This is a genomic window from Coleofasciculus sp. (genome assembly GCF_046565525.1).
Classification (GTDB): domain Bacteria; phylum Cyanobacteriota; class Cyanobacteriia; order Cyanobacteriales; family Coleofasciculaceae; genus Coleofasciculus.
Window position 1 is genome coordinate 1 of record NZ_JBKHUP010000044.1, and the last position, 19,759, is coordinate 19,759.

At 46.2% G+C, this 19,759-nt stretch carries 20 protein-coding genes, 1 pseudogene and 1 riboswitch; of the genes and pseudogenes, 12 read left to right on the top strand and 9 right to left on the bottom strand.

Annotation, left to right across the window (positions count from 1 at the left end; genetic code table 11):
* Positions 1 to 2,055: hypothetical protein (locus ACLGGO_RS16865; RefSeq protein WP_446420170.1), on the top strand; the 2,055-nt coding region annotated here is incomplete at its 5' end.
* Positions 2,056 to 2,448: 393 nt separating this feature from the next.
* Positions 2,449 to 3,897, top strand: a complete 1,449-nt coding sequence (locus ACLGGO_RS16870; protein WP_446420171.1) for an O-antigen ligase family protein — start codon at positions 2,449 to 2,451, stop codon at positions 3,895 to 3,897.
* A gap of 32 nt (positions 3,898 to 3,929) precedes the next feature.
* Here the strand turns inward: ACLGGO_RS16870 and ACLGGO_RS16875 are convergent, their stop codons facing one another.
* Positions 3,930 to 4,304, bottom strand: a complete 375-nt coding sequence (locus ACLGGO_RS16875; RefSeq protein ID WP_446420208.1) for a c-type cytochrome — start codon at positions 4,302 to 4,304, stop codon at positions 3,930 to 3,932.
* A 295-nt stretch (positions 4,305 to 4,599) separates the two neighbouring features.
* Here ACLGGO_RS16875 and petG point away from each other — a divergent pair, with 295 nt between their 5' ends.
* Positions 4,600 to 4,713, top strand: coding sequence for a cytochrome b6-f complex subunit V (petG, locus tag ACLGGO_RS16880; protein WP_446334724.1), 114 nt, complete (start codon positions 4,600 to 4,602; stop codon positions 4,711 to 4,713).
* Positions 4,714 to 4,809: 96 nt separating this feature from the next.
* On the opposite strand, the gene rsmD is transcribed toward petG, so the two are convergent.
* The gene (rsmD, locus tag ACLGGO_RS16885) at positions 4,810 to 5,370 is read right to left on the bottom strand and encodes a 16S rRNA (guanine(966)-N(2))-methyltransferase RsmD (RefSeq protein ID WP_446420172.1); all 561 of its coding nucleotides are present in this window, start codon (positions 5,368 to 5,370) and stop codon (positions 4,810 to 4,812) included.
* Positions 5,371 to 5,420: 50 nt separating this feature from the next.
* Positions 5,421 to 6,710: an RNA-guided endonuclease InsQ/TnpB family protein gene (locus tag ACLGGO_RS16890; RefSeq protein WP_446420173.1), complete on the bottom strand. Its 1,290-nt coding sequence runs from the start codon at positions 6,708 to 6,710 to the stop codon at positions 5,421 to 5,423.
* Between the two features lie 365 nt (positions 6,711 to 7,075).
* Here ACLGGO_RS16890 and ACLGGO_RS16895 point away from each other — a divergent pair, with 365 nt between their 5' ends.
* From ACLGGO_RS16895 to ACLGGO_RS16910, 4 genes and pseudogenes are all read left to right on the top strand, one after another.
* A complete protein-coding gene (locus ACLGGO_RS16895; protein ID WP_446420174.1) occupies positions 7,076 to 7,942 on the top strand; it encodes an SWIM zinc finger family protein in 867 nt (288 codons plus the stop codon).
* A gap of 33 nt (positions 7,943 to 7,975) precedes the next feature.
* Positions 7,976 to 8,155 (top strand): annotated as a pseudogene (locus tag ACLGGO_RS16900) (ADP-ribosylglycohydrolase family protein); the annotation flags it as partial.
* A 678-nt stretch (positions 8,156 to 8,833) separates the two neighbouring features.
* Positions 8,834 to 10,189: an RNA-guided endonuclease IscB gene (gene iscB / locus ACLGGO_RS16905; protein ID WP_446420175.1), complete on the top strand. Its 1,356-nt coding sequence runs from the start codon at positions 8,834 to 8,836 to the stop codon at positions 10,187 to 10,189.
* A 40-nt stretch (positions 10,190 to 10,229) separates the two neighbouring features.
* Entirely contained in the window at positions 10,230 to 12,095 is a 1,866-nt protein-coding gene (locus ACLGGO_RS16910; RefSeq protein ID WP_446420176.1) for a tetratricopeptide repeat protein, read from the top strand.
* A 129-nt stretch (positions 12,096 to 12,224) separates the two neighbouring features.
* Here ACLGGO_RS16910 and ACLGGO_RS16915 read toward each other — a convergent pair whose 3' ends face one another.
* From ACLGGO_RS16915 to ACLGGO_RS16940, 6 genes are all read right to left on the bottom strand, one after another.
* Complete coding sequence (locus ACLGGO_RS16915; protein ID WP_446420177.1) at positions 12,225 to 13,811, bottom strand: glucose-6-phosphate isomerase; 1,587 nt, start codon at positions 13,809 to 13,811, stop codon at positions 12,225 to 12,227.
* A 227-nt stretch (positions 13,812 to 14,038) separates the two neighbouring features.
* Positions 14,039 to 14,296, bottom strand: coding sequence for a cytotoxic translational repressor of toxin-antitoxin stability system (locus ACLGGO_RS16920; RefSeq protein ID WP_446334729.1), 258 nt, complete (start codon positions 14,294 to 14,296; stop codon positions 14,039 to 14,041).
* Between the two features lie 50 nt (positions 14,297 to 14,346).
* Positions 14,347 to 14,565: a hypothetical protein gene (locus ACLGGO_RS16925; RefSeq protein WP_446334730.1), complete on the bottom strand. Its 219-nt coding sequence runs from the start codon at positions 14,563 to 14,565 to the stop codon at positions 14,347 to 14,349.
* A 456-nt stretch (positions 14,566 to 15,021) separates the two neighbouring features.
* Positions 15,022 to 15,495 (bottom strand): TspO/MBR family protein, encoded by a 474-nt coding sequence (locus ACLGGO_RS16930; protein ID WP_446334731.1) that lies wholly within the window; start codon positions 15,493 to 15,495, stop codon positions 15,022 to 15,024.
* Positions 15,496 to 15,680: 185 nt separating this feature from the next.
* Positions 15,681 to 15,845, bottom strand: coding sequence for a hypothetical protein (locus tag ACLGGO_RS16935; RefSeq protein WP_446420178.1), 165 nt, complete (start codon positions 15,843 to 15,845; stop codon positions 15,681 to 15,683).
* Between the two features lie 3 nt (positions 15,846 to 15,848).
* A riboswitch (cobalamin riboswitch) is annotated at positions 15,849 to 15,995 on the top strand.
* 5 nt (positions 15,996 to 16,000) lie between these two features.
* A complete protein-coding gene (locus ACLGGO_RS16940) occupies positions 16,001 to 16,180 on the bottom strand; it encodes a hypothetical protein (protein WP_446334733.1) in 180 nt (59 codons plus the stop codon).
* A gap of 197 nt (positions 16,181 to 16,377) precedes the next feature.
* Here ACLGGO_RS16940 and ACLGGO_RS16945 point away from each other — a divergent pair, with 197 nt between their 5' ends.
* The 5 genes from ACLGGO_RS16945 (at position 16,378) to ACLGGO_RS16965 (ending at position 19,749) form a co-directional block, all read left to right on the top strand.
* Positions 16,378 to 17,136, top strand: coding sequence for an energy-coupling factor ABC transporter permease (locus ACLGGO_RS16945; protein ID WP_446334764.1), 759 nt, complete (start codon positions 16,378 to 16,380; stop codon positions 17,134 to 17,136).
* 9 nt (positions 17,137 to 17,145) lie between these two features.
* Positions 17,146 to 17,442, top strand: coding sequence for an energy-coupling factor ABC transporter substrate-binding protein (locus ACLGGO_RS16950; protein ID WP_446334734.1), 297 nt, complete (start codon positions 17,146 to 17,148; stop codon positions 17,440 to 17,442).
* Between the two features lie 6 nt (positions 17,443 to 17,448).
* Entirely contained in the window at positions 17,449 to 18,294 is an 846-nt protein-coding gene (gene cbiQ, locus ACLGGO_RS16955; protein WP_446420179.1) for a cobalt ECF transporter T component CbiQ, read from the top strand.
* A 97-nt stretch (positions 18,295 to 18,391) separates the two neighbouring features.
* The gene (locus tag ACLGGO_RS16960; protein WP_446420180.1) at positions 18,392 to 19,237 is read left to right on the top strand and encodes an energy-coupling factor ABC transporter ATP-binding protein; all 846 of its coding nucleotides are present in this window, start codon (positions 18,392 to 18,394) and stop codon (positions 19,235 to 19,237) included.
* A 122-nt stretch (positions 19,238 to 19,359) separates the two neighbouring features.
* Complete coding sequence (locus tag ACLGGO_RS16965; protein ID WP_446420181.1) at positions 19,360 to 19,749, top strand: DUF1636 family protein; 390 nt, start codon at positions 19,360 to 19,362, stop codon at positions 19,747 to 19,749.
* Positions 19,750 to 19,759: the final 10 nt, after the last annotated feature.

The window sequence follows — 19,759 nt, forward strand, 5'->3', positions numbered from 1 at the left end:
GCTGACCCTACCGGGGAAACATACATTGTATTCGGCGCACAAGAGGGTTTCGATGCCAATCTTAACCTGTCTCAACTCGATGGTAGTAACGGTTTTATCCTCAACGGTATTGATAGCTCTTATAGCTCAGGCAGTTCGGTCAGCTCGGCTGGAGATATCAATGGAGATGGGATTGATGACCTAATTATCGGCGCACCTTTTGCTGACCCTACCGGGGAAACATACATTGTATTCGGCGCACAAGAGGGTTTCGATGCCAATCTTAACCTGTCTCAACTTGATGGTAGTAACGGTTTTATCCTCAACGGTATTGATAGTTTTGATAGCTCAGGTAATTCTGTCAGCTCTGCTGGAGATATCAATGGAGATGGTATTGATGACGTGATTATCGGAACAAGGAGTTTTTACTCCGCAGGAGAAACATACATCGTATTTGGCTCCTCTGAAGGTTTCGATGCCAATTTTAACCTGTCTCAACTCAATGGTAGCAACGGTTTTATCCTCAACGGTATTGATAGCTCTTATAGCTCAGGTTACTCGGTCAGTGGAGCTGGGGATATCAACGGTGATGGTATTGATGACGTGATTATCGGCGCACCTTTTAACATAAATGCAGGGGAAACCTACATTGTGTTTGGCTCTTCTGAAGGTTTCGATGCTAATTTTAACCTGTCTCAACTCGATGGTAGCAACGGTTTTATCCTCAACGGTATTGATAGCTCTGATAGCTCAGGTCGTTCGGTCAGCTCTGCTGGAGATATCAACGGTGATGGTATTGATGACGTGATTATCGGCGCACCATCAGCTGACTATGGTGCAGGAGAAACATACATCGTGTTTGGCTCCTCTGAAGGTTTCGATGCCAATCTTAACCTGTCTCAACTTAATGGTAGCAATGGCTTTGTTCTTAACGGTATTGATGAGCGTGACTTCTCAGGTCGTTCGGTCAGCAGCGCTGGAGATATTAATGGTGATGGTATTGATGACTTGATTATCGGGACAAGGGGGTCAGGGGAAACTTATGTGGTTTACGGTAACATTCCCCCAGAACTTGACCTCAATGGCAGTGCAGCAGGCATTAACTTTACCACCACTTTTACCGGAAGTGCTGTCTCCATCGTCGATCGCACTAACTTAACTTTAACCGACCCCAACAGCACCACCCTCGCCAACGCTACCGTAAAAATCACCAATCTCCAAGATGGTGCAGCCGAAATCCTTGCTGCTGATACTAACAATACCAATATCACCGCCAATTACGATCCGATTCTTCGCACGCTCATCCTCAGCGGTGAGGATACCGTCGCCAACTACCAACAAGTCCTCAGAACCGTCACCTATAACAATACTGCCGCCACCCCCGATACCACTGACCGGATTATCGAATTTGCGGTTAATGATGGAGAAGCGCACAGTAACCTCAGTACCTTCGCCACCACCACCCTTACCATCGACTCCACTCAACCTCCCATCGATGGCACACCCAAAAAAGATACCTTAGTTGGCACTCCAGATAATGATCTAATCAACGGTTTCGGCGGTAATGACACGCTCGCTGGCGGACTCGGAAATGATACTATCTTCGGCGGTGACGGCAATGATGTCCTGCGCGGCGACCTCAACAGTCGCTCCCCCGGTGGTACTATCGGTGGCGATGATATCATCTTCGGTGGTGCTGGTAATGACCGCATTGGCGGCAAAGGCGGTAATGACCAACTCTTTGGCGAAGCAGGTAACGACCAAATCTGGGGGGATGACGGCGATGATATCCTACGCGGCGGTTTAGGTAACGACACCCTCGTCGGTGATGACTTCTCCGGCGGGAAGGGTAGCGATACCTTTGTCCTGGCAATTAATGAAGGTAAAGATACAATCGTTGACTTCCGCAAAGGTGAAGATTTAATTGGCTTAGCCGATGGTCTAAGTTTTGGTCAGTTATCGATTACTCAAAATGGAAAAAATACGCTGATTAGTGTTGAACAAGAGAAGTTAGCCATTCTCCAGGGAGTGAATGCTAACCTCTTGACAGAAGCGGATTTTACCATCATCAGTTAGAAAATCGGCGTCGTGGAAAAACGATAGTAGGGGCGTATTGACGTGCATTGGTGTCAACTTAAGTCACAACCCTTACCCATTCTCGTTTCCAGCTTTAGGGTGGAAATTCCTTAAGCGGCTGGAGCCGCTTGTCAAAGGAGGCGGAGCCTCAAGAGAGGCATTCCCAGGCTATGCCTGGGAACGAGAGTGTGCCTGGAAAAACGACAGCCCTTAAGCTATGGCGATTAGAAATCACGGCTATACAAACAAAGTCCGCCTACGCGGACTAACGAAAAGCTAAGTTTTGAAACCCGCGAAGGCGGGTTTTGTTTGTGTAGCTGCGGTTTCAACCGCCCAGAGTTGTGTCTACAATTTTGCTACAGTAAGCTTATTTGGCTGTCTGCCCTCTGGCTTGTGTTGGAAAAAATCGATAAATATCTATTCACTCGCCACCCTCAACCACGCTTGCAGGGCGCTTGGAATTGCGCCCAAGTCGGATTTTTTATCTTTCCCTGGTTTCCGGCTGTGGGGGCTGTGGGTGTGGGTTTTGCCTTAATCGGAACCTGGTGGCAAGACTATCGCCGGATTATTCGGCGTCCTCTAAACTGGGGACTGGGAATCTTGAGTCTTTGGCTAATTTTCAGCGCGACGCAAGCCTATAACCCCACGGAAGCATTCCTCGGTTTAGCCAATTTCCTGCCATTCTTAGCTTTTTTTGCCGCATTCAGTGCCTTAATTCAAACACCAGCCCAGCTACGGCGTCTCGCCTGGATTCTGGTGATTCCTTCTGTACTGGTTGTCATTCTCGGCTTCGGGCAGTTATTTCTCGGTTGGGTGCATCCGCCGCAGTTTCCCGCCTTGTTGGGTTGGGTATTAGAAGCCCAAGGAAATCCACCGGGGCGGATGGCTTCGGTATTCATGTACGCCAATATTCTGGCGGCTTATCTGCAAATTGTCTTTACTTTAGGATTAGGGCTCTGGATTGAGACGTTTCAAGCTTGGCGACAGCAGAGAGCAGGGGGAGCAGGGGGAGCCGGGGGAGCTGGGGAAGCTGGGGGAGCAGGCGGTGTAGGGGCGGGTTTGACGGATAACTTATGGCGCCAAACCGATAACTTAACTAAACCCGCCCTTCTGGGGGAAGCAGGGGGAGTCCTCTTATTTTTAACTGGGGTGGAAATTGCTAATGCGATCGCGCTTATCCTTACTCATTCCCGAAATGCTTGGGGTGGGGTGATTGTTGCGAGTCTGGCTTTTGCACTTTACCAAGGCTGGCGCCCCTTAGTGGGGATAGTCGTCGCTGCGGCTGTCGCTGTACCATCAGCGGCGTTTAGTCCCTCACCCTTACGGGAAGGGTTGCGAATGATTGTTCCGGCTTACTTTTGGGCGCGACTCACGGATCAGCTTCATCCCGATCGCCCCGTGGCGTTGATGCGGATAACTCAATGGCGCTTTGCTTTGTCCCTGACTCAGCAGCGCCCTTGGACTGGTTGGGGATTGCGGAATTTCACGCTACTTTACGAACAGCAGATGGATCTGTGGCTAGGTCATCCCCATAATCTTATCCTGATGTTGACGGCTGAAGCGGGTATTCCGGCTACAATCCTATTTTGTGGCTTAGTTGGCTGGATTTTCGGGCAAGGCGTTCTCTGGATCAACAAAGCGCGATCGCTCTCAAGTGGCGATCGATTAATCGTCTTTAGTTATTTAGTCGCATTCGGTGGCTGTATCCTATTCAATATGCTGGATGTCACGCTCTTTGACCTACGGGTGAATACCTTAGGATGGCTACTTCTATCCGCGATCGCTGGGGTGACGGCTTCCAGAAGTCATCAAAACAAAGGCGATTCATCCGTACAGACGTAGTACACAAAAGACAAGGGAATTCATCATTCAACCTACAGTTTTTCCAAATAAGTTAACAAGTCTGCCATTTCCTGAGGACTAGGCTGGAACTTTGGCATCGGGGGGGTTTGACCACTAATCACCTGCTCAATCAAACCACTCGGCGATCGGTGTTTAGAAATATGCTGTAAGCTAGGTCCGACCTTACCATCAGCCTGCATACCATGACAATCGGCACAATTGATTTCAAAAATAGCCTGTCCTCGAACTGGATCACCGTTGAGGGACAAAACTTTCTGCATATAAGGATCGGAAACTTGCAGCATCTGAAATCCGAAGATACTGATGCCGAACACGAACAGTAGCGCGAGTACCACCATGGTAATCCGCCGAACTAGGACTTGAGGTTGGTCAAGCTGGTTCTCCAAGGGATCTCCTGCCAAGTTGAGAATTTCTGAACAAAGTTAAACTGGACTTACACTGCAACACAGGTAGAGTTACCCAGGAGGGTAATAGTGTAACAGATTGGAAAGAAGTATGTCGATTAATAAACATAGCTTAAAATTTATAGACTCAGTAAGCAAGTTGGAATCATGGATGTAGTGCAGCCAGCAATCTGGAAGCGGCTGATTCCCTGGTCTTGCTGGTATTGAGTAGCAATTGGGTCATCTCACCTAGTAGGATGAGAAACAAGTAAAAAAACTTAGTCTTTGGAGAACGATCATGATCGAACCACTGCTGTCGGGAATTGTTCTCGGCTTAATCCCTGTGACTTTGGCTGGATTATTTGTCGCCGCCTACCTCCAATATAAGCGGGGGAACGAATTGGGATTATAATCAACAACACTCCCAGCCCTTGGGTTAGGGGTTGGGGAGATGGGGGAGATGGGGGAGATGGGGGAGTTAACTCACGCGCCATGCCCTCGAAAGTCGTCAAGGCTCAAAACTCTCATCCTTCCCCCTGAGGCGGTAAAAAGCTAAGGCTGTGTTACCGTAGACTTTCTGGCGACAAATTTCTAGGGGGGTAATGGGTTGAGGTGTCCAGTAGTTAGGGCTATATTCCACCGCTAATTCACCTTGATCCGCCAAGAGTTGATAATGGGCGATCGCTTCTAGAACCGGATTGTACAAATCACTGGCATAAGGGGGATCAAAGTAAATCCGGTCAAATTGCTGATCAGCCAGGGTTTTTAATCGCCCCACCACATCTCCCCGCACCACCTGGAAAGTTTGCTCAGGTTGAGCAAGGTACTGCCAATTCTGTTGCATAATAGAACAGGCTTTGCCCTTTATGTCAATGCCTACCACTAAAGATGCGCCGCGACAGAGGGCTTCAGCGCCCATAGCACCTGTACCCGCACAGAGATCCAGCCAACGACATTGTGCGATCGCACCTTGCCAGATATTAAATACCGCCTCCCGTACCCGTGCGGGTGTCGGGCGGGTTTCTAGTCCAGGTAAAGTTTTTAGCTGTCGGTTTCCATAAATTCTCATGAATCATATCAAGTTCGGTAATATCAGTTGTGTTTGACATCCTCCCCAACTTACTTCGTATTAGTTGAGGATTCCTTAAATCGCTTTAAGGATTTCCTGGTTCGCGGACACTTATCTAGGTCAATGACCCCCGACAGTACGTCTAGCCAGGCAATTTCGGGTACGGCTTGCCCAGTCGCACCTACACCGTGAGGCTGAACGCTCACGGCGAAGCCTCGAATCATCACGACTTGTGCCGCAGCAACATCTCGATGGGTGGTGTACCCGCACTCATGGCAATTGTGGATTCTTACTGATAAATCCTTCTTGCCTGTGTGGGTTTGACAACGAGGACATTGCTGCGAGGTATAATCAGCATCTACCTTGGCAAAGTAAACTTGTTCTTTCCAACAAACCCATTGCAGGATATTGACAAACTGACCAAAGCCAGCGTCCAAGGTATGCTTTCCTAGCATCCCTTTTGCCCAAGTCCTGAAGTTGATATCTTCAACAAATATCATGCCGGCATCTTGGACTAGGTGGTGAGCTAGTTTAAAATGAAAGTCTTTGCGGGTGTCATGAATTCGTTGGTGCAATCTAGCAATCTTCAGATTGAGTTTTCGCCAGTTCTTAGACCCTTTTTTCTTGTGCTTCAATCGGCGTTGTAGCAATTTAAGCTTACGGTGCAATGAATCAAAGAATCGAGGTCTTGCGATTAACTCCCCATCAGATGTTGCTAAAAAGTTTTCTAATCCCAAGTCAATCCCAATCGGATGACCACCTGGCATTACATCAGGTATTTGTACATCACACTGTAATGACAGCATGGCGAAATACCCAGAGGCTTTTTTAACTATCCGAACCTGCTTTAAGGTGAACCCGTCTGGAATTGGACGAGATAACCTCATCTTGACCCATCCCAACTCAGGCAACTTGATTGATTCTCCATTGACTGGATTAGTCTTGAACTGAGGGAACACAAAGGAGCGCATTCTCCATGGTTTTTTGAACCTAGGAAAACCCATCCCTTTCCGACTCATATCAAGAAACGCTGTTTCAAGTTTCCTCAACACTTGTTGTAAAACTTGGGCATTTACTGATTTAAGTTCAGGATTGTTTTTTCTTGCCTCAGCTAAAGACTTGGCTTGCAAGTTGTAGTTAGGAAATGGTGCATCAGCCGGTATAATGTATTCACAGATGAGAGAGCAAGCGTTAAGATCAGATTTCCGAGAATTGAGCCAATCTTTACGTTCGCGTAAAGCATAATTCCATGCCTTACGACAAACTTCCAAATAACGCTCAATTGCCGCTACTTGTTCAATTGTTGGCTCAATTTTGTACTCGTAAGTTAATGTCAACACAAGTCTCACCTCCTTTCTACAAAATCATATAACACTTTGTAGAAAAAACCAATGCATCTGTAAATTCAATCGGGTTTGACCGAATTGAATTTACCTTGGGGGAGTCCAATGTACCCCCAACCTACTCCACGCTCTCGCTATCGCGTCCCGCTTCAAAGATACGTTGCGTAGAGGATGGGGTTCTATAGCTCCCCCTCTCCCCCCACGTTTCGATAGAAGAGTAACTTTTTGTCCCCATAACTATGGGTATGATAGACGAACGACCCAAACTGATATGATATTAGTAGATTATACTCTTAAGCTGAATGGCACGCTCCTGCCAGACTGGTGGGCAGTGTCCACCCTACGGTATTTATAAATCATTTATGCAGTCCTACGAAATTGAAACTCCTCCCTGGTGGGTGCAACGCTGGATAGACTTACTCAATTCCTATCGCTTTAAAAAGCGTTTGGAACGCGCCCGCAAATACGCCAAAGAAGGCAATGTCCTCAGTATTGAGTTTGAAGGTCCTCAGGTGTTGGCACGGGTACAAGGAACAGAACCCGATCCCTATCAAGTTTCTCTATCAATTGACCCGTTTACCGATGAAGACTGGGGTTATGTGGTGGAAACTATGGCGCAAGAATGTATTTATTCGGCTCAATTATTAGCCGGAGAAATGCCGGAAAATATTGAACAGGTGTTCACCGCTAATGGGTTGAGTTTATTTCCATTCACCCTTTCGGATATTCATTCAAAATGTAGTTGCCCTGATCCGCAAAACCCCTGTAAACATATTGGTGCAATTTACTATCAATTAGGCGATCGATTTAGTGAAGATCCCTTTGTATTATTCCAGTTACGGGGACGCACTAAAGCGCAAATTCTGGATGATTTGCGTCGCTTACGCAGTACGGGGGGTGTAGAACTAAAACCTGAGGAGAAAGCAGAGGTTGAGTCCAAATCAAGTCAATCAGAGGTTAAATCCAGTCGATTAGATGATAATCAGCAAAATGAAGGAAAACCAGCCGTTTCTGTTCCAGTTAAACTTGAGCAATTTTGGCAATACGAAGAACCTCTTGATCCCTCTCTGGTTGTAATTACTCCTCCTCCAGACAATCGCACTGTATTGGATGTTTTAGGGGCGCTCCCCTTAGCAGCGGCTGATAGTCGTGTCATGCAATATTTTCGGGAAGTTTATCAACTGGTTAGTCAACAGGCGATGATGTCCGCATTGAATCGGGAAACCTAATATTTTGGTTTTAGGTGAGTTAGTTGTGCAATTATTCGGAATGCTATTTTTATTGGCGGGGATAGTGATACGCTTGCCTGTATTACAGGTGGGATTGCTCAGGCATTTTATGGCGGTGTTCCTCAGGAAATAGCTCAACAAAGCTTGACTATTCTTGATCAGCGTTTGTGCGCGATCGCCAATAGATTTAATTCAAAGTATTCAGTCACATAAATTTATAGTCTAAAACCTTATACAAGCTGACTCAGGTTGTGTTCTACTCAACTGAAAAGTGCTGTATTGATTATTCCCGAATACTTGAATGGCTTCTCGGCGCGAAGTTGATTGCAGCGTTTGAGTAAATTATCATACAATGTTAACTGTATTACCAGTTTTACAGTGTCTTACGGTTTTGAGCGCCTTTGAGAGGGCAACTCCTCTAGCGCTTGGCACAAAAGCGGGTAAAAGGGTGGGAGGCTCGCCGCGTTTGCTGGAAAATGGAAACCACTCATCACTAAAAAAGAGCGAGTTACCATCGTGTAACAGCAAGCCAGAACCCTTACTCCTTGCTGAGTAGATTGTCACGCTTTGTAGGGGAGAATGCTTGGACGCGGTTTAGCTAAGCAAGGTTCAGCTCATCCAATTCAGACACCAGCATGGCTATCCCAGAGGATGCTATCCGCCTAACACTGGACAACTGTGGATAACACAACCATTCCAGTTATGGATAGCCAGTCTCAGCAAACGCTACGTTATCAGGGTCATGGAATCTATAAGTGCTTGCCAGCTTATAGTCTAAAAGCCGTTTAGGTTTAAACAGGTGATTTAGGTATAGCCCAGTGACCTAGGCACAACAAGCCTTAATAACATTGACGAGGCACAATTTACCCTGGAAACAGGAGTTTTCGTATTATGCGAGTTTTCGTAATCAACCAAAACTTGGAACCACTCTCTCCTTGCCACCCCGCCAAAGCCAGAAAGCTACTTTCTTGTGGTAAGGCAGCCGTGTGGAAGCGATACCCTTTTACCATCATCATGAAACAGGAGGTGAAAAATCCTGTGAACAGAGAACATCGATTGAAAATTGACCCCGGTTCAAAAGTAACTGGACTAGCCATCTTAGAAGGAAGTCGAGTTTTATTTGGGGCTGAGTTAACCCACCGAGGGCCCGCAATAAAGGCAGCTCTAGAAAGTCGTCGTGCTATTCGCCGGGGACGCCGAAACCGTCATACTCGATACCGCAAGCCTCGATTCAACCGCTTCCGTCCCATCGGTTGGTTGGCTCCTAGTCTCCAACATCGGGTAGACACTACTCTAACTTGGGTAAATCGGTTGAGAAAGTTGGCTCCAATTTCTTTTATTTCAATGGAACTGGTACGGTTCGATACTCAGCGACTCAATAACCCGGAAATAGCTGGTATCGAGTATCAAAAAGGAGAACTTTTTGGTTACGAAGTCCGGGAGTATCTATTGACCAAATGGAACCGTCAATGTGCTTACTGTGGAGCCTCTGGCGTTCCTTTACAGGTGGAACATATCCACCCCAAATCCAAGGGCGGCAGCAATCGGGTTTCTAACCTATGTTTGGCTTGTCAACCATGTAACATCAAAAAAGGAACCCAACCGATTAAACAGTTTATAGCATCGAAACCTGATATTTTACAGCGGATATTAGAAAAAGCCAAACGCCCCCTTAAAGACGCCGCTGCCGTCAACTCGACTCGATGGGCGTTGTATCATCAGCTAGCAGCTACGGGTTTACCAGTTGAAACGGGGACAGGTGGAATGACAAAGTTCAACCGCACCCGCTTAGGTTTACCGAAAACCCATTGGCTCGATGCTGCAAGCGTTGGACAATCAACCCCAGAAAATCTAATAACTCGAAATATTAATCCCTTGGTAATCAAGGCAACGGGACATGGGAGGAGGCAAATGGCACAAATCAATAAATTTGGCTTCCCGCGTCAGAAGAAAGATGGCAGTCATAGCGTTAGAACTCGCACCAAAGAGTTTCATGGATTTAAGACAGGCGATATAGTTCGTGCCATTGTCCCCACCGGGAAGAATCAAGGAACACATGTTGGACGAGTGACAGTGAGAGCCGGTCGGGTCTTTGACTTGACTACAGTTAAAGGAAAACTGCAAAGCATCAACTGGAAGTATTTCGAGCTAATCTGGAAAGCTGACGGTTACACTTATGTCCACAAAGGAAAGAAATGTCCATTGATGCGAGCGATTAGAGGAATAGCGATCGCACAAGCTCATTGAGTACCCAAATGGCGCTCAGACTCTATCTGAACGATTAAATATGACAATGCAGCAGCCAGATCAAGGCGGGAAAGGGGATCACTCCCCAGATGTGCTGTCACCAGAACAAGCGTGGAAACTTTTGACAGCCTTACTGGGTAAAGAACGCATGTTGCAGGATCGGGGCGCACAGAAAGTTTTACCTCTACTGTGTGAATGGCTGGGGTATCTATCGTTAGGCATAGAGTTAGTCGGGCGATACTTAGCACAACACCCCGATTTATCTTTAACCGATATACTCAAACGGCTGGAAGCGCAGCGATATCCTGATCAAACAACTAAACCGCCAAGCCAGCCGACACTCCAGTGGGGAATCAATACCCTTTTGGAATACGTCTGGAGAGAACTCAATCCCATCACCCAACAAGTAAGTCAACTTTTGAGCTTATTTGCCCCAACCCTCTGGCGTTGGCAATGGTTAGAATCTGCTAGTGACTTCTTGCACTGGAGACAGGCAGATCTCAACCAAGCTCAAACTCAACTTGATCAGTGGCGTTTGATTGAGTCGGTGGCAAATCGCCAAGGTTGCTACAAAGTTCAGCCCTTAATTCGGGAGTTTTTTCGCAAAAAATTGGAGGCGTTAGATTCACCCGCCATTTTTGTGTCTCATCCTCCTTATCCTTTTCCCAAACCGTTGTCCCAGCCAATCCCCAAGCCACCTCAACCGGATAGTCAGCCTTTGCCAAAACCAATTTCCCACGACTACTCAACTCAGCAGACGCCACCTCCCAGAGAATGGCATTCATTCCTCTCCTCTTATGCTGACGTCCCTGGTTCCGGTGAAAATTGCCCTATTGATCAGCAACTCCATTTTCCGATTACGAATCCCACCTGTTCGTGTCAACGAGACAACTCTCAAATTACCAATTCAGGAGTTTCCCCAAAAAGCAAGAACAAAGCACCACCCTTCAAAAAACTCCATGCTGATGACTTCAGGCAGGCTTTTACCGCTATTGTTGTTGAACTGGTTCAGCCAATTCCTGATTCTCCTACCCCAGAACAGATCACGTTCTTGGAAGAGATACTGCCTCACATTCAAGAAATAGTTCAAACCCTAGAATCAGCCGTAAGGGATGAGGATTCACTCTGCTTATTTGACAGTTTGGGCAAATTCTATAGTCAAGGATTAACAGATTTACTTTGGCTATTTGATCGCTTAGGCAGATTTTATCAGCATCAGGGAATGGTTGAGCAGGCAGAATCCTGGTTTAGGCACTGCATATTCATCGCCCAAGCCGCTTTTGGCGAGGAACATCTTGATGTTGCTACTAGCTTGAATAATTTGGCAGGATTGTACTATACTCAAGGTCGCTACAGTGAAGCTGAACCTCTTTACTTGCAAGCCTTAGAGGTGAGAAAACATCTGTTAGGTAATCATCATATCGATGTTGCTACTAGCTTGAATAATCTGGCAGGACTTTACTATGCTCAAGGTCGCTATAGTGAAGCTGAACCTCTTTACTTGCAAGCCCTAGAGCTGAGAAAATCTTTCTTAGGCAATTACCATCTTGATGTTGCCAGTAGCCTCAACAATTTGGGATTATTGTACTATACTCAAGGTCGCTACAGTGAAGCTGAACCCCTTTACTTGCAATCCTTAGAGCTAAGAAAATATCTCTTAGGCAATTGCCATCCGGGTGTCGCGACTAGCATCAACAATTTAGCGGGACTCTACAATTCTCAAAAACGCTACAGAGAAGCGGAATCACTATTGGTTCAGGCATTAAGTTTGAGTGAACAGCATTTAGGAGATGATCATCCTAATACGGCTATTTTTCGGAAAAATTTATCCATTCTCAGAACTAAGATGAAGGCTAATCGTAGCTGGTGGCAGTGGTTAGGGGAAGTTATTCAACCTAAACTCTAAGCAAACTACAAAAATAAGAGACGTTCCGCCGGAACGTCTCTACCAAACATTCATTTGTCTCAAGCTATCTGTCTGCTGCTATATAGAAAAAGGCAGAAGGTTTATTACGGGTACGTGGTTGTTTGGGCATTAAACAGCAGACACTTTTAAGCTACTCGGTTCTCCCAGTTTTCCTTCTAAAACCACACCCCGTTGATTGGTGTGGAGATGGCGCAGAATTTTATAAATGGCTTCTATTTGGTCACTCGCCCCTGCTTTGTGTGCCAACTCTGATAAAGACATGGGTTCTCCTTGATCTTGCAAGACCTGAATTACCCGTTTCTGTAAATCCAAAATCGCAGCGGCGGCTTTTTTACCCGCTTCTACTCCAGGTTGATGGTAAGCATTGATATTAACCAGGGAGGCATATAATCCCACAGCCCGATCATATAAAGCAATCAGTGCTCCAACCGTGCGAGGATTGACTTGGGGAATTGTCACGGTAATTGAATCCCGTTGATTGTCATACAAGGCTTTTCGGGTTCCCTGTAATAAACCGGATAAATAGTCACCGGAAGTTACCCCCGCTTCTACCTCTGGGGAATTTCCCTCGCGATCGTGCAATACTTCAATAAAGGTGACAAAGAAATTGGGAACCCCTTCGCGCAACTGCTGCACGTAAGCATGTTGATCCGTTGAGCCTTTATTGCCGTAAACTGCAATTCCCTGATGTACAGTATTACCATTGAGGTCTTTTTCCTTACCCAAGGATTCCATGACTAATTGCTGGAGGTAGCGGGAAAATAACAACAGGCTATCTTTGTAAGGTAAAACCACCATATCTTTTTCACCCTTACCATTCCCAGAAAAATACCAGGAGAGTGCCAGCAACGCCGCCGGGTTTTCGTGGAGATCATGGACACGGGTGGCACTATCCATTTCCTTCGCACCTGCCAGCATTTGGCGGATATCAATCCCTTGCAGTGCAGCGGGTAACAGTCCCACCGCTGACATTTCTGAGGTGCGTCCTCCTACCCAGTCATACATGGGAAAAGTTGCCAGCCACCCTTCGGATTTTGCCAGTTTCTCTAAAGTACTATCTTCACCCGTAATCGCCACGGCATGGGCAGCAAAGTCTAGTTTCTGGGATTCGTAAGCTTTTTTTGCCTCAATCATACCATTGCGGGTTTCCGGCGTTCCTCCGGACTTAGAAATGACTAAGACGAGTGTGCTAGCCAGACGGTCTTGCAGTTTAGCAATTGTGGCATCAATTCCCGCCGGATCAGTGTTATCTATAAAATGAATTGCTAGGGGTGGGATGTTAGGGGCAAGGGCATCAGCGACAAACTCAGGACCTAATGCTGATCCGCCAATGCCAATGGAAAGAATATCGGTGAATTTAGATGAACCTGGGGGATGAATCGCACCACTATGGACTTTCGAGGTAAAGGATTCAATCTTCTCTATGGTTGTGAGGACATCTTGACGCAGTTCGGGGGTTGGCGCTATGTCAGGATCTCGTAACCAATAGTGACCCACCATCCGATTTTCATCAGGATTCGCGATCGCGCCCCCCTCCAATGCCTCCATATCCTGAAACGCCTTCTCAAACTTAGGTCGCATCGCCTCGACAAAGGCATGATCAAATCGCATACGGCTGACGTCGAGGTAAAAGTCTAACCCTTGGTGGTAATAGAGCCAGTCCTGATAGCGTTGCCAGAGTGCAGCGGCGTCCATAAGTAGCTTCTCAAATTCCTGTTTTTACCAATCACAAGTGTATGTTGTCCGGGGATCAGTTGTCAGTTTTCCTTTTTCAGTGGCTTAGTCTTATGAGCCGTATGAAGAGTTGGGTTACTAGGTTGCAACTCTTCGAGAATACTTCGCCTACGTTCCTCAACCCTCCCCTACCAACAGGTGTTCCAATGGCTCCCTCTGCCCCTGCCTTCTGAAAGCCTGCTGCGTCCTCAAATATACGGCTTGGGCAACACGCGCAAAAACTTGACGATGTGACCCGTCACTTCAATCCCCACCATATAGTTATCGATGGTAAATCGGTAAAAAATAGCATCTGAGCCGATGGGGTGAAGCCCTGGCAGGTCGTGAATGCTTCTGAGATGCATGAACTTCTCAAAAACCATCTCATAGACCTGCTGATAGGCAGCCGACTCTAAGTTTTTGAGATCTTGTAGGAAAGACCGCGCATAGCGTACTTCTAGGCTCACAGGATATATTCTGATTCCCCACGAATCATTCTAATCTTTCTGCGAAGATTTTAGGGCAGATTAAGCAGTCGCAGCGCCTCTTCGCGGGTCATCGCATCTCCGGGTCGAATCATTCGCATGGACTCTTGCATGGCGGAGAGCATATACAAGTCATAATAGAGCGGTTGTAGAACTTTCCAGGCGTCTGCCAAGCTTTCATCAGGGAGTTGATCAACTAAATTAGGTAACTGTTGGGTTAAGCGTTGCAATCGACCTCTGAGTAAATTCATCAGCAAAGAATGCTCCAATCGAGTCGTCAAAGGTAGGGTGGGTCAAGGTACGACAATTAAGTCGGATGAATGGTTTGATCAATACCCAACTAAGTTTGCATTAAATAGAATTTATTGACAATACCTAGACTCATCCTGGTCAACTATTATTTGCCAAAACCGCTAACATTTGCACAAGGCAATCGTTAACCGCTGAATTTGAGCAGCAATCCATGTCCTGTGGGGCGAAGACAGTGGCGACTACGAATGGTGCGATCGCGCACTGTGCTATTCTCGTCAACTTCCTAAAACTTGATACCTCTTGCCCACCCTACAGCTCTTTTCACGAGAAGCGAAGGGTCAAGTAGGGGCGGGTTTAGTCACATCTGGGTGTCACCGAAAAGATAGTAGTGAAACCCGCCCCTACACGATAACCAAAGGTGATATATTTCCAATCAAATACGCTTCAATCCACACCTATTCTGCTTCGGGATTCAGCCGAATCATCGCCCAAGTCGTATAGGTTCCAATCGGACTCCAAATCATATAAGGTAGTAGCAAAACCGATGCCCAAACTGAGATAGGATAAACCAAAAGTGCCAAAATAATACTCAATATAGCCCCCGTCCCCCCAATCATCGTACCCACCTTGAGACTGCGAAGTCGGCACATCACTGGCGTATAGGCAATTGTTACTATTTCCACCAGCAAATATAACCCCAAAATCTGCCACGTTTGAGGGCGCCCTGGATTAGTATCCCATACCACATAAGCTGACCATCCCCCACAAATAAAAATAACTGTCCAGATGAAAGGAATCGCCGACTCAAAGGTTAACCATCGGGGACGGCGCAGGCGGTTGAACCATCGGACATCATCCGATGTTAACCAGCTACCAGCCAACGCCACTAACAAGGTTACAGTCCCAATTACCATCCAGGATTTAATCATGTTCTTCCCCGGTCAAAATCCCACTACTCTTCTAGAGTGATAATCCCAAGTTTTATAGATTGAGCTAATCATCTCTATAAAACCAGCTTATACTTTTGACACAGGTTTTGTGGTAATTCAAGGGAGATGAGGGAGCAATGTAGAGACGTAGCATGCTACGTCTGGCAGATTTGTAGGGGCTCTTCTTATGCCCCCAGATGTCTCGGTTTTATGCCAACACAAGAGCGCATAAGCTTCGCCCAATCGCCAATTCCCAATCCCCAATCCCCAATTCCCAATCCCCAATCCCCAATTCCCAATCCCCAATCCCCAATCCCCAATCCCCAATCCCCAAATCGCAGAACCGACATGGTAGAGTATTAATCTAAGTCGGTTCTAATGGGGATCAGCCATTAGAGGTAATGGGGAAAGTTCGGTGTAAATCCGGCGCTGTCCCGCAACTGTGATGAAATTCGCTAGGGTTTCTGAGTCAGAATGCCCGCCGACGTGGAAGAAACATTAACCTTCATCTGCGAGGTACGGATGGTGCATAGTCTAAATTTGCCACAATTAGAATGGGTGAGGCGATCGCTACAGAACGCCCTAATGCCAGAGGCACGATTAGATAAACTGAGGTGGCTTGAATTTGAATTAATGACCAATAGGTTGAGGTAGGATTACCCTTTCCGTCTAATCGGGACTCCATCGCTAGATAGTTACAGATTTAGAGTCACCTAGCATCAAGCTATTTACAACCTGCTCTCTCAATGACTAGGGAAGCTATCGCCCTAGGGAAAAAGAAACTTTTGGTCAATTGACCAAACCAAGAAAATTATGATGAACAATAAAACGGTGAAAAAGCCTTCACCGCAGGCAACATCAGTGAGGAAAACAGTGTTGTCAATGAAGCGAAAACAACGGACAATCAATCTAGTTTTCATCGCTGGGTTGAGTTTGGGTTTAATTATCTTCGCCCCACAGCCTGCCTTTGCTATGCATATCATGGAAGGTTTTTTACCCGCAGGTTGGGCAATTTTCTGGTGGGTTGTCTTTCTGCCATTTTTTCTTCTCGGACTGCGTTCAATGACACAAATCTCGCAGCAAAACCCGGAATTGAAATTGCTGCTGGCGCTGTCGGGTGCCTTTGCCTTTGTCTTATCAGCCTTAAAAATTCCTTCGGTGACGGGAAGTTCCTCCCATCCCACAGGAACGGGATTGGGCGCGGTGTTGTTTGGTCCATTAAGTATGAGTGTACTGGGGAGTTTAGTTCTCCTGTTTCAAGCGCTGCTGCTGGCACATGGCGGGTTGACGACATTGGGGGCGAATGCTTTTTCTATGGCAGTTGTCGGACCTTTTATGGCTTATGGCACTTATCGCTTAATTATGCAAGTGAGTGGGGCGCAGAAATTCGCTATTTTTCTAGCCGCCGCTTTGGCGAATTTGCTCACTTATCTGGTTACGTCTCTCCAGTTAGCGCTGGCATTTCCAGCCGCAACTGGGGGTATTATGGCTTCATTTATCAAGTTTGCTGGAATTTTCGCGGTGACTCAGATTCCCCTGGCAATTAGTGAAGGATTATTAACCGTTTTGGTGTGGAACTGGCTAATGTCTTATAGTCGCGAGGAATTAGCCCTGTTGAATTTGGTTAAAGGAGGATCTTAAAACGTGAGGATGGAAAAAATAGGGTGGAATAATTGGTTATTGATATTGGGAGTAGTCGTTCTAGCCGTTGTGCCACTGTTAATTGTTCAGGACTCAGAATTTGGCGGGGCTGATGGTGAAGCTGAAGCCGTAATTGGCGAGGTTAATCCTGACTATGAACCTTGGTTTGAACCCTTAATTGAACTGCCTGGTGGCGAAACGGAATCTCTGTTATTTGTTTCCCAGGGGGCAATTGGTTCGGGAATTGTCGGCTTTGTTATTGGACGATATAAAGGGCGATCGGAACGGAATCAAAAGTCTGAATAAATTAACATGACTCTCGAAATTGATGCGATCGCGTACCGGAATCGTCTGCGTTATCTTCCCCCCGCCCAGAAATTGATCTTCGCGTTGGTGGTATTGTTTATTGCTCTTTTTAGCCATGCACCGACTCAATTTTTGATTATTCTATGGATGGGGATATGGACAGTAGGTTATGCCGGAATTCGCTGCCGAGTTTACTTGAGGTTAATCGCACTAGCTTCTCTATTCTTACTCATGGGCTTACCTGCTTTAGTCGTGAATATCGCCCCCATGACTCAAATTGAGTTTGCCCAAACCGATCAATGGGGTGGTATTAATCTCGGTTCCTGGTATCTCTATATCAGTCGCAGCGGTAGTCAACAAGCTGGCGTTGTTGTCATGCGATCGCTTGCTTGTGTGTCTTGTCTATTTTTTATCCTTTGTACTGTCCCCTTTATCGAAATTGTGCAGACTATGCGACGGCTGAACGTACCAGTTATCCTCACGGATCTACTTCTATTAATGTATCGCTTTGTCTTTATCTTACTCAAAACAGCAAAAGAGTTGAAATTGGCACAACAGGCGCGAAATGGCTATCGCAACTGGCGTTTAACTATGCACAGTTTAGGACTACTGGTTGGACAACTATTTTTGCGGACATTACAACGCTATCATCAATTTTCACTGGGATTAGCTGCACGGGGCTTTACTGGGGAATTTCCGGTTGGCTTACTCCATCACTATCGCTACTCTAAACGCTACGCGCTGGAGGCAGTTTTGGGTTGTGGGGGATTGTTAGGAGTTGAGTTTGTTAGTTTTCATTCGTCTTATGTCATTCGTTATTTATTCCCTGTTCCCTATTCTGTTTTCCCTTGATTCACCTGTATATTTACAACTTGAATACTTAGACTGTGGTAGAGACAAGGCTCCAGGGCAAGATCCAGGTTACCAGCTAAAAGGAAATGATAACTGTATGAGCGAAAAATTACTAAAATTTGAAAATGTTTATTATACCTATCCAGGTGGACAAAAACCCGCGCTTAATGGACTAAATTTTTCCATTACAGCCACAAAAAAAATCGCCTTACTGGGTCAAAATGGGTCGGGAAAATCAACACTATTATTCTTAGCCGATGGTCTCTATAAACCCCAGAAGGGACAAATTAGCTGGGCAAGGGAGCGATTAAAATACGACCGCTATTCCCTAAATCAGTGGCGACAAAAAATCGGACTATCGTTTCAAGATCCAGAACAACAATTAGTCGCCGGAACGGTAGCAGAGGATATTGCTTATGGATTGTATAATCTAAAATTATCTCAGGCAGAAATCAAGCAGCGGCTTGGGCAAATCTTAGCCGAATTTGGCTTACAAGACTTAGCCGATCAACCCTTACATCACCTCAGTTTAGGACAAAAACGGCGAGTTGCTCTTGCGGGGGTGATGGCACGACAACCTGAACTATTATTATTAGATGAGCCGACTGCCTATTTAGATAGCGTGCAAACGAGTAATTTCCTGGAGGAGTTAGAACGGATTCACGCCGCTGGAACCACTCTATTGATTGCTACCCATGATATAAATTTTGCCTATCAATGGGCAGATTGGATTTTGATTTTACATGAAGGAAAAATGGTCATGTCAGGAGAAGCACAAGATATTTTTAGCCAACGCAGTAGTTTAGCTGAATTACACCTGGATGTCCCCATTTTATGGGAGGTTTGGCAGGTATTGGTGTCAAGTCTGTCCTTACCCAACACTATGCCGTTTCCGAAAACGATTCGTCAACTGGAAGAACAATTACAACAGATTGCAGGTTAAGTTGGGGCGAAGCATTCGCGTTGGGAGGTTGATAGAAAACCGAAACATCTGTGCGCGAATGCTTCTCCCCTACGAATGTACGAATGTACGAATGTACGAATGTAGAATCAACATGAATCAACATGAATCAACACACTTTATTTGTTTGTAAAACCTGCGCCAGTACCTGGAAAGACGGCAAGCGCATTGGTAAAAGTGGTGGCGAAAAACTGCTAGAACCCTTGCAGGAACTCTACCAAAACTGGTCACTCCGGGATGAATTTAAAATTCAACCTGTTGAATGTATGAGTGCTTGTAGTCGTCCTTGTGCTGTTTCTTTAGCCCGGTTGGGTAAACACACTTACCTGTTTGGAGATTTACCCGTAGATGTAGAGACATTACCCAAAACAGCAGCAGCTATCTTAGACTGTGCCAGTTTATACCATAGCCAACCCGACGGTTTATTGCCTTGGTCGAAACGACCTGAACCCCTAAAAAAAGGCATTTTGGCACGAATTCCACCCCTATCCTGAGGTTAAATAA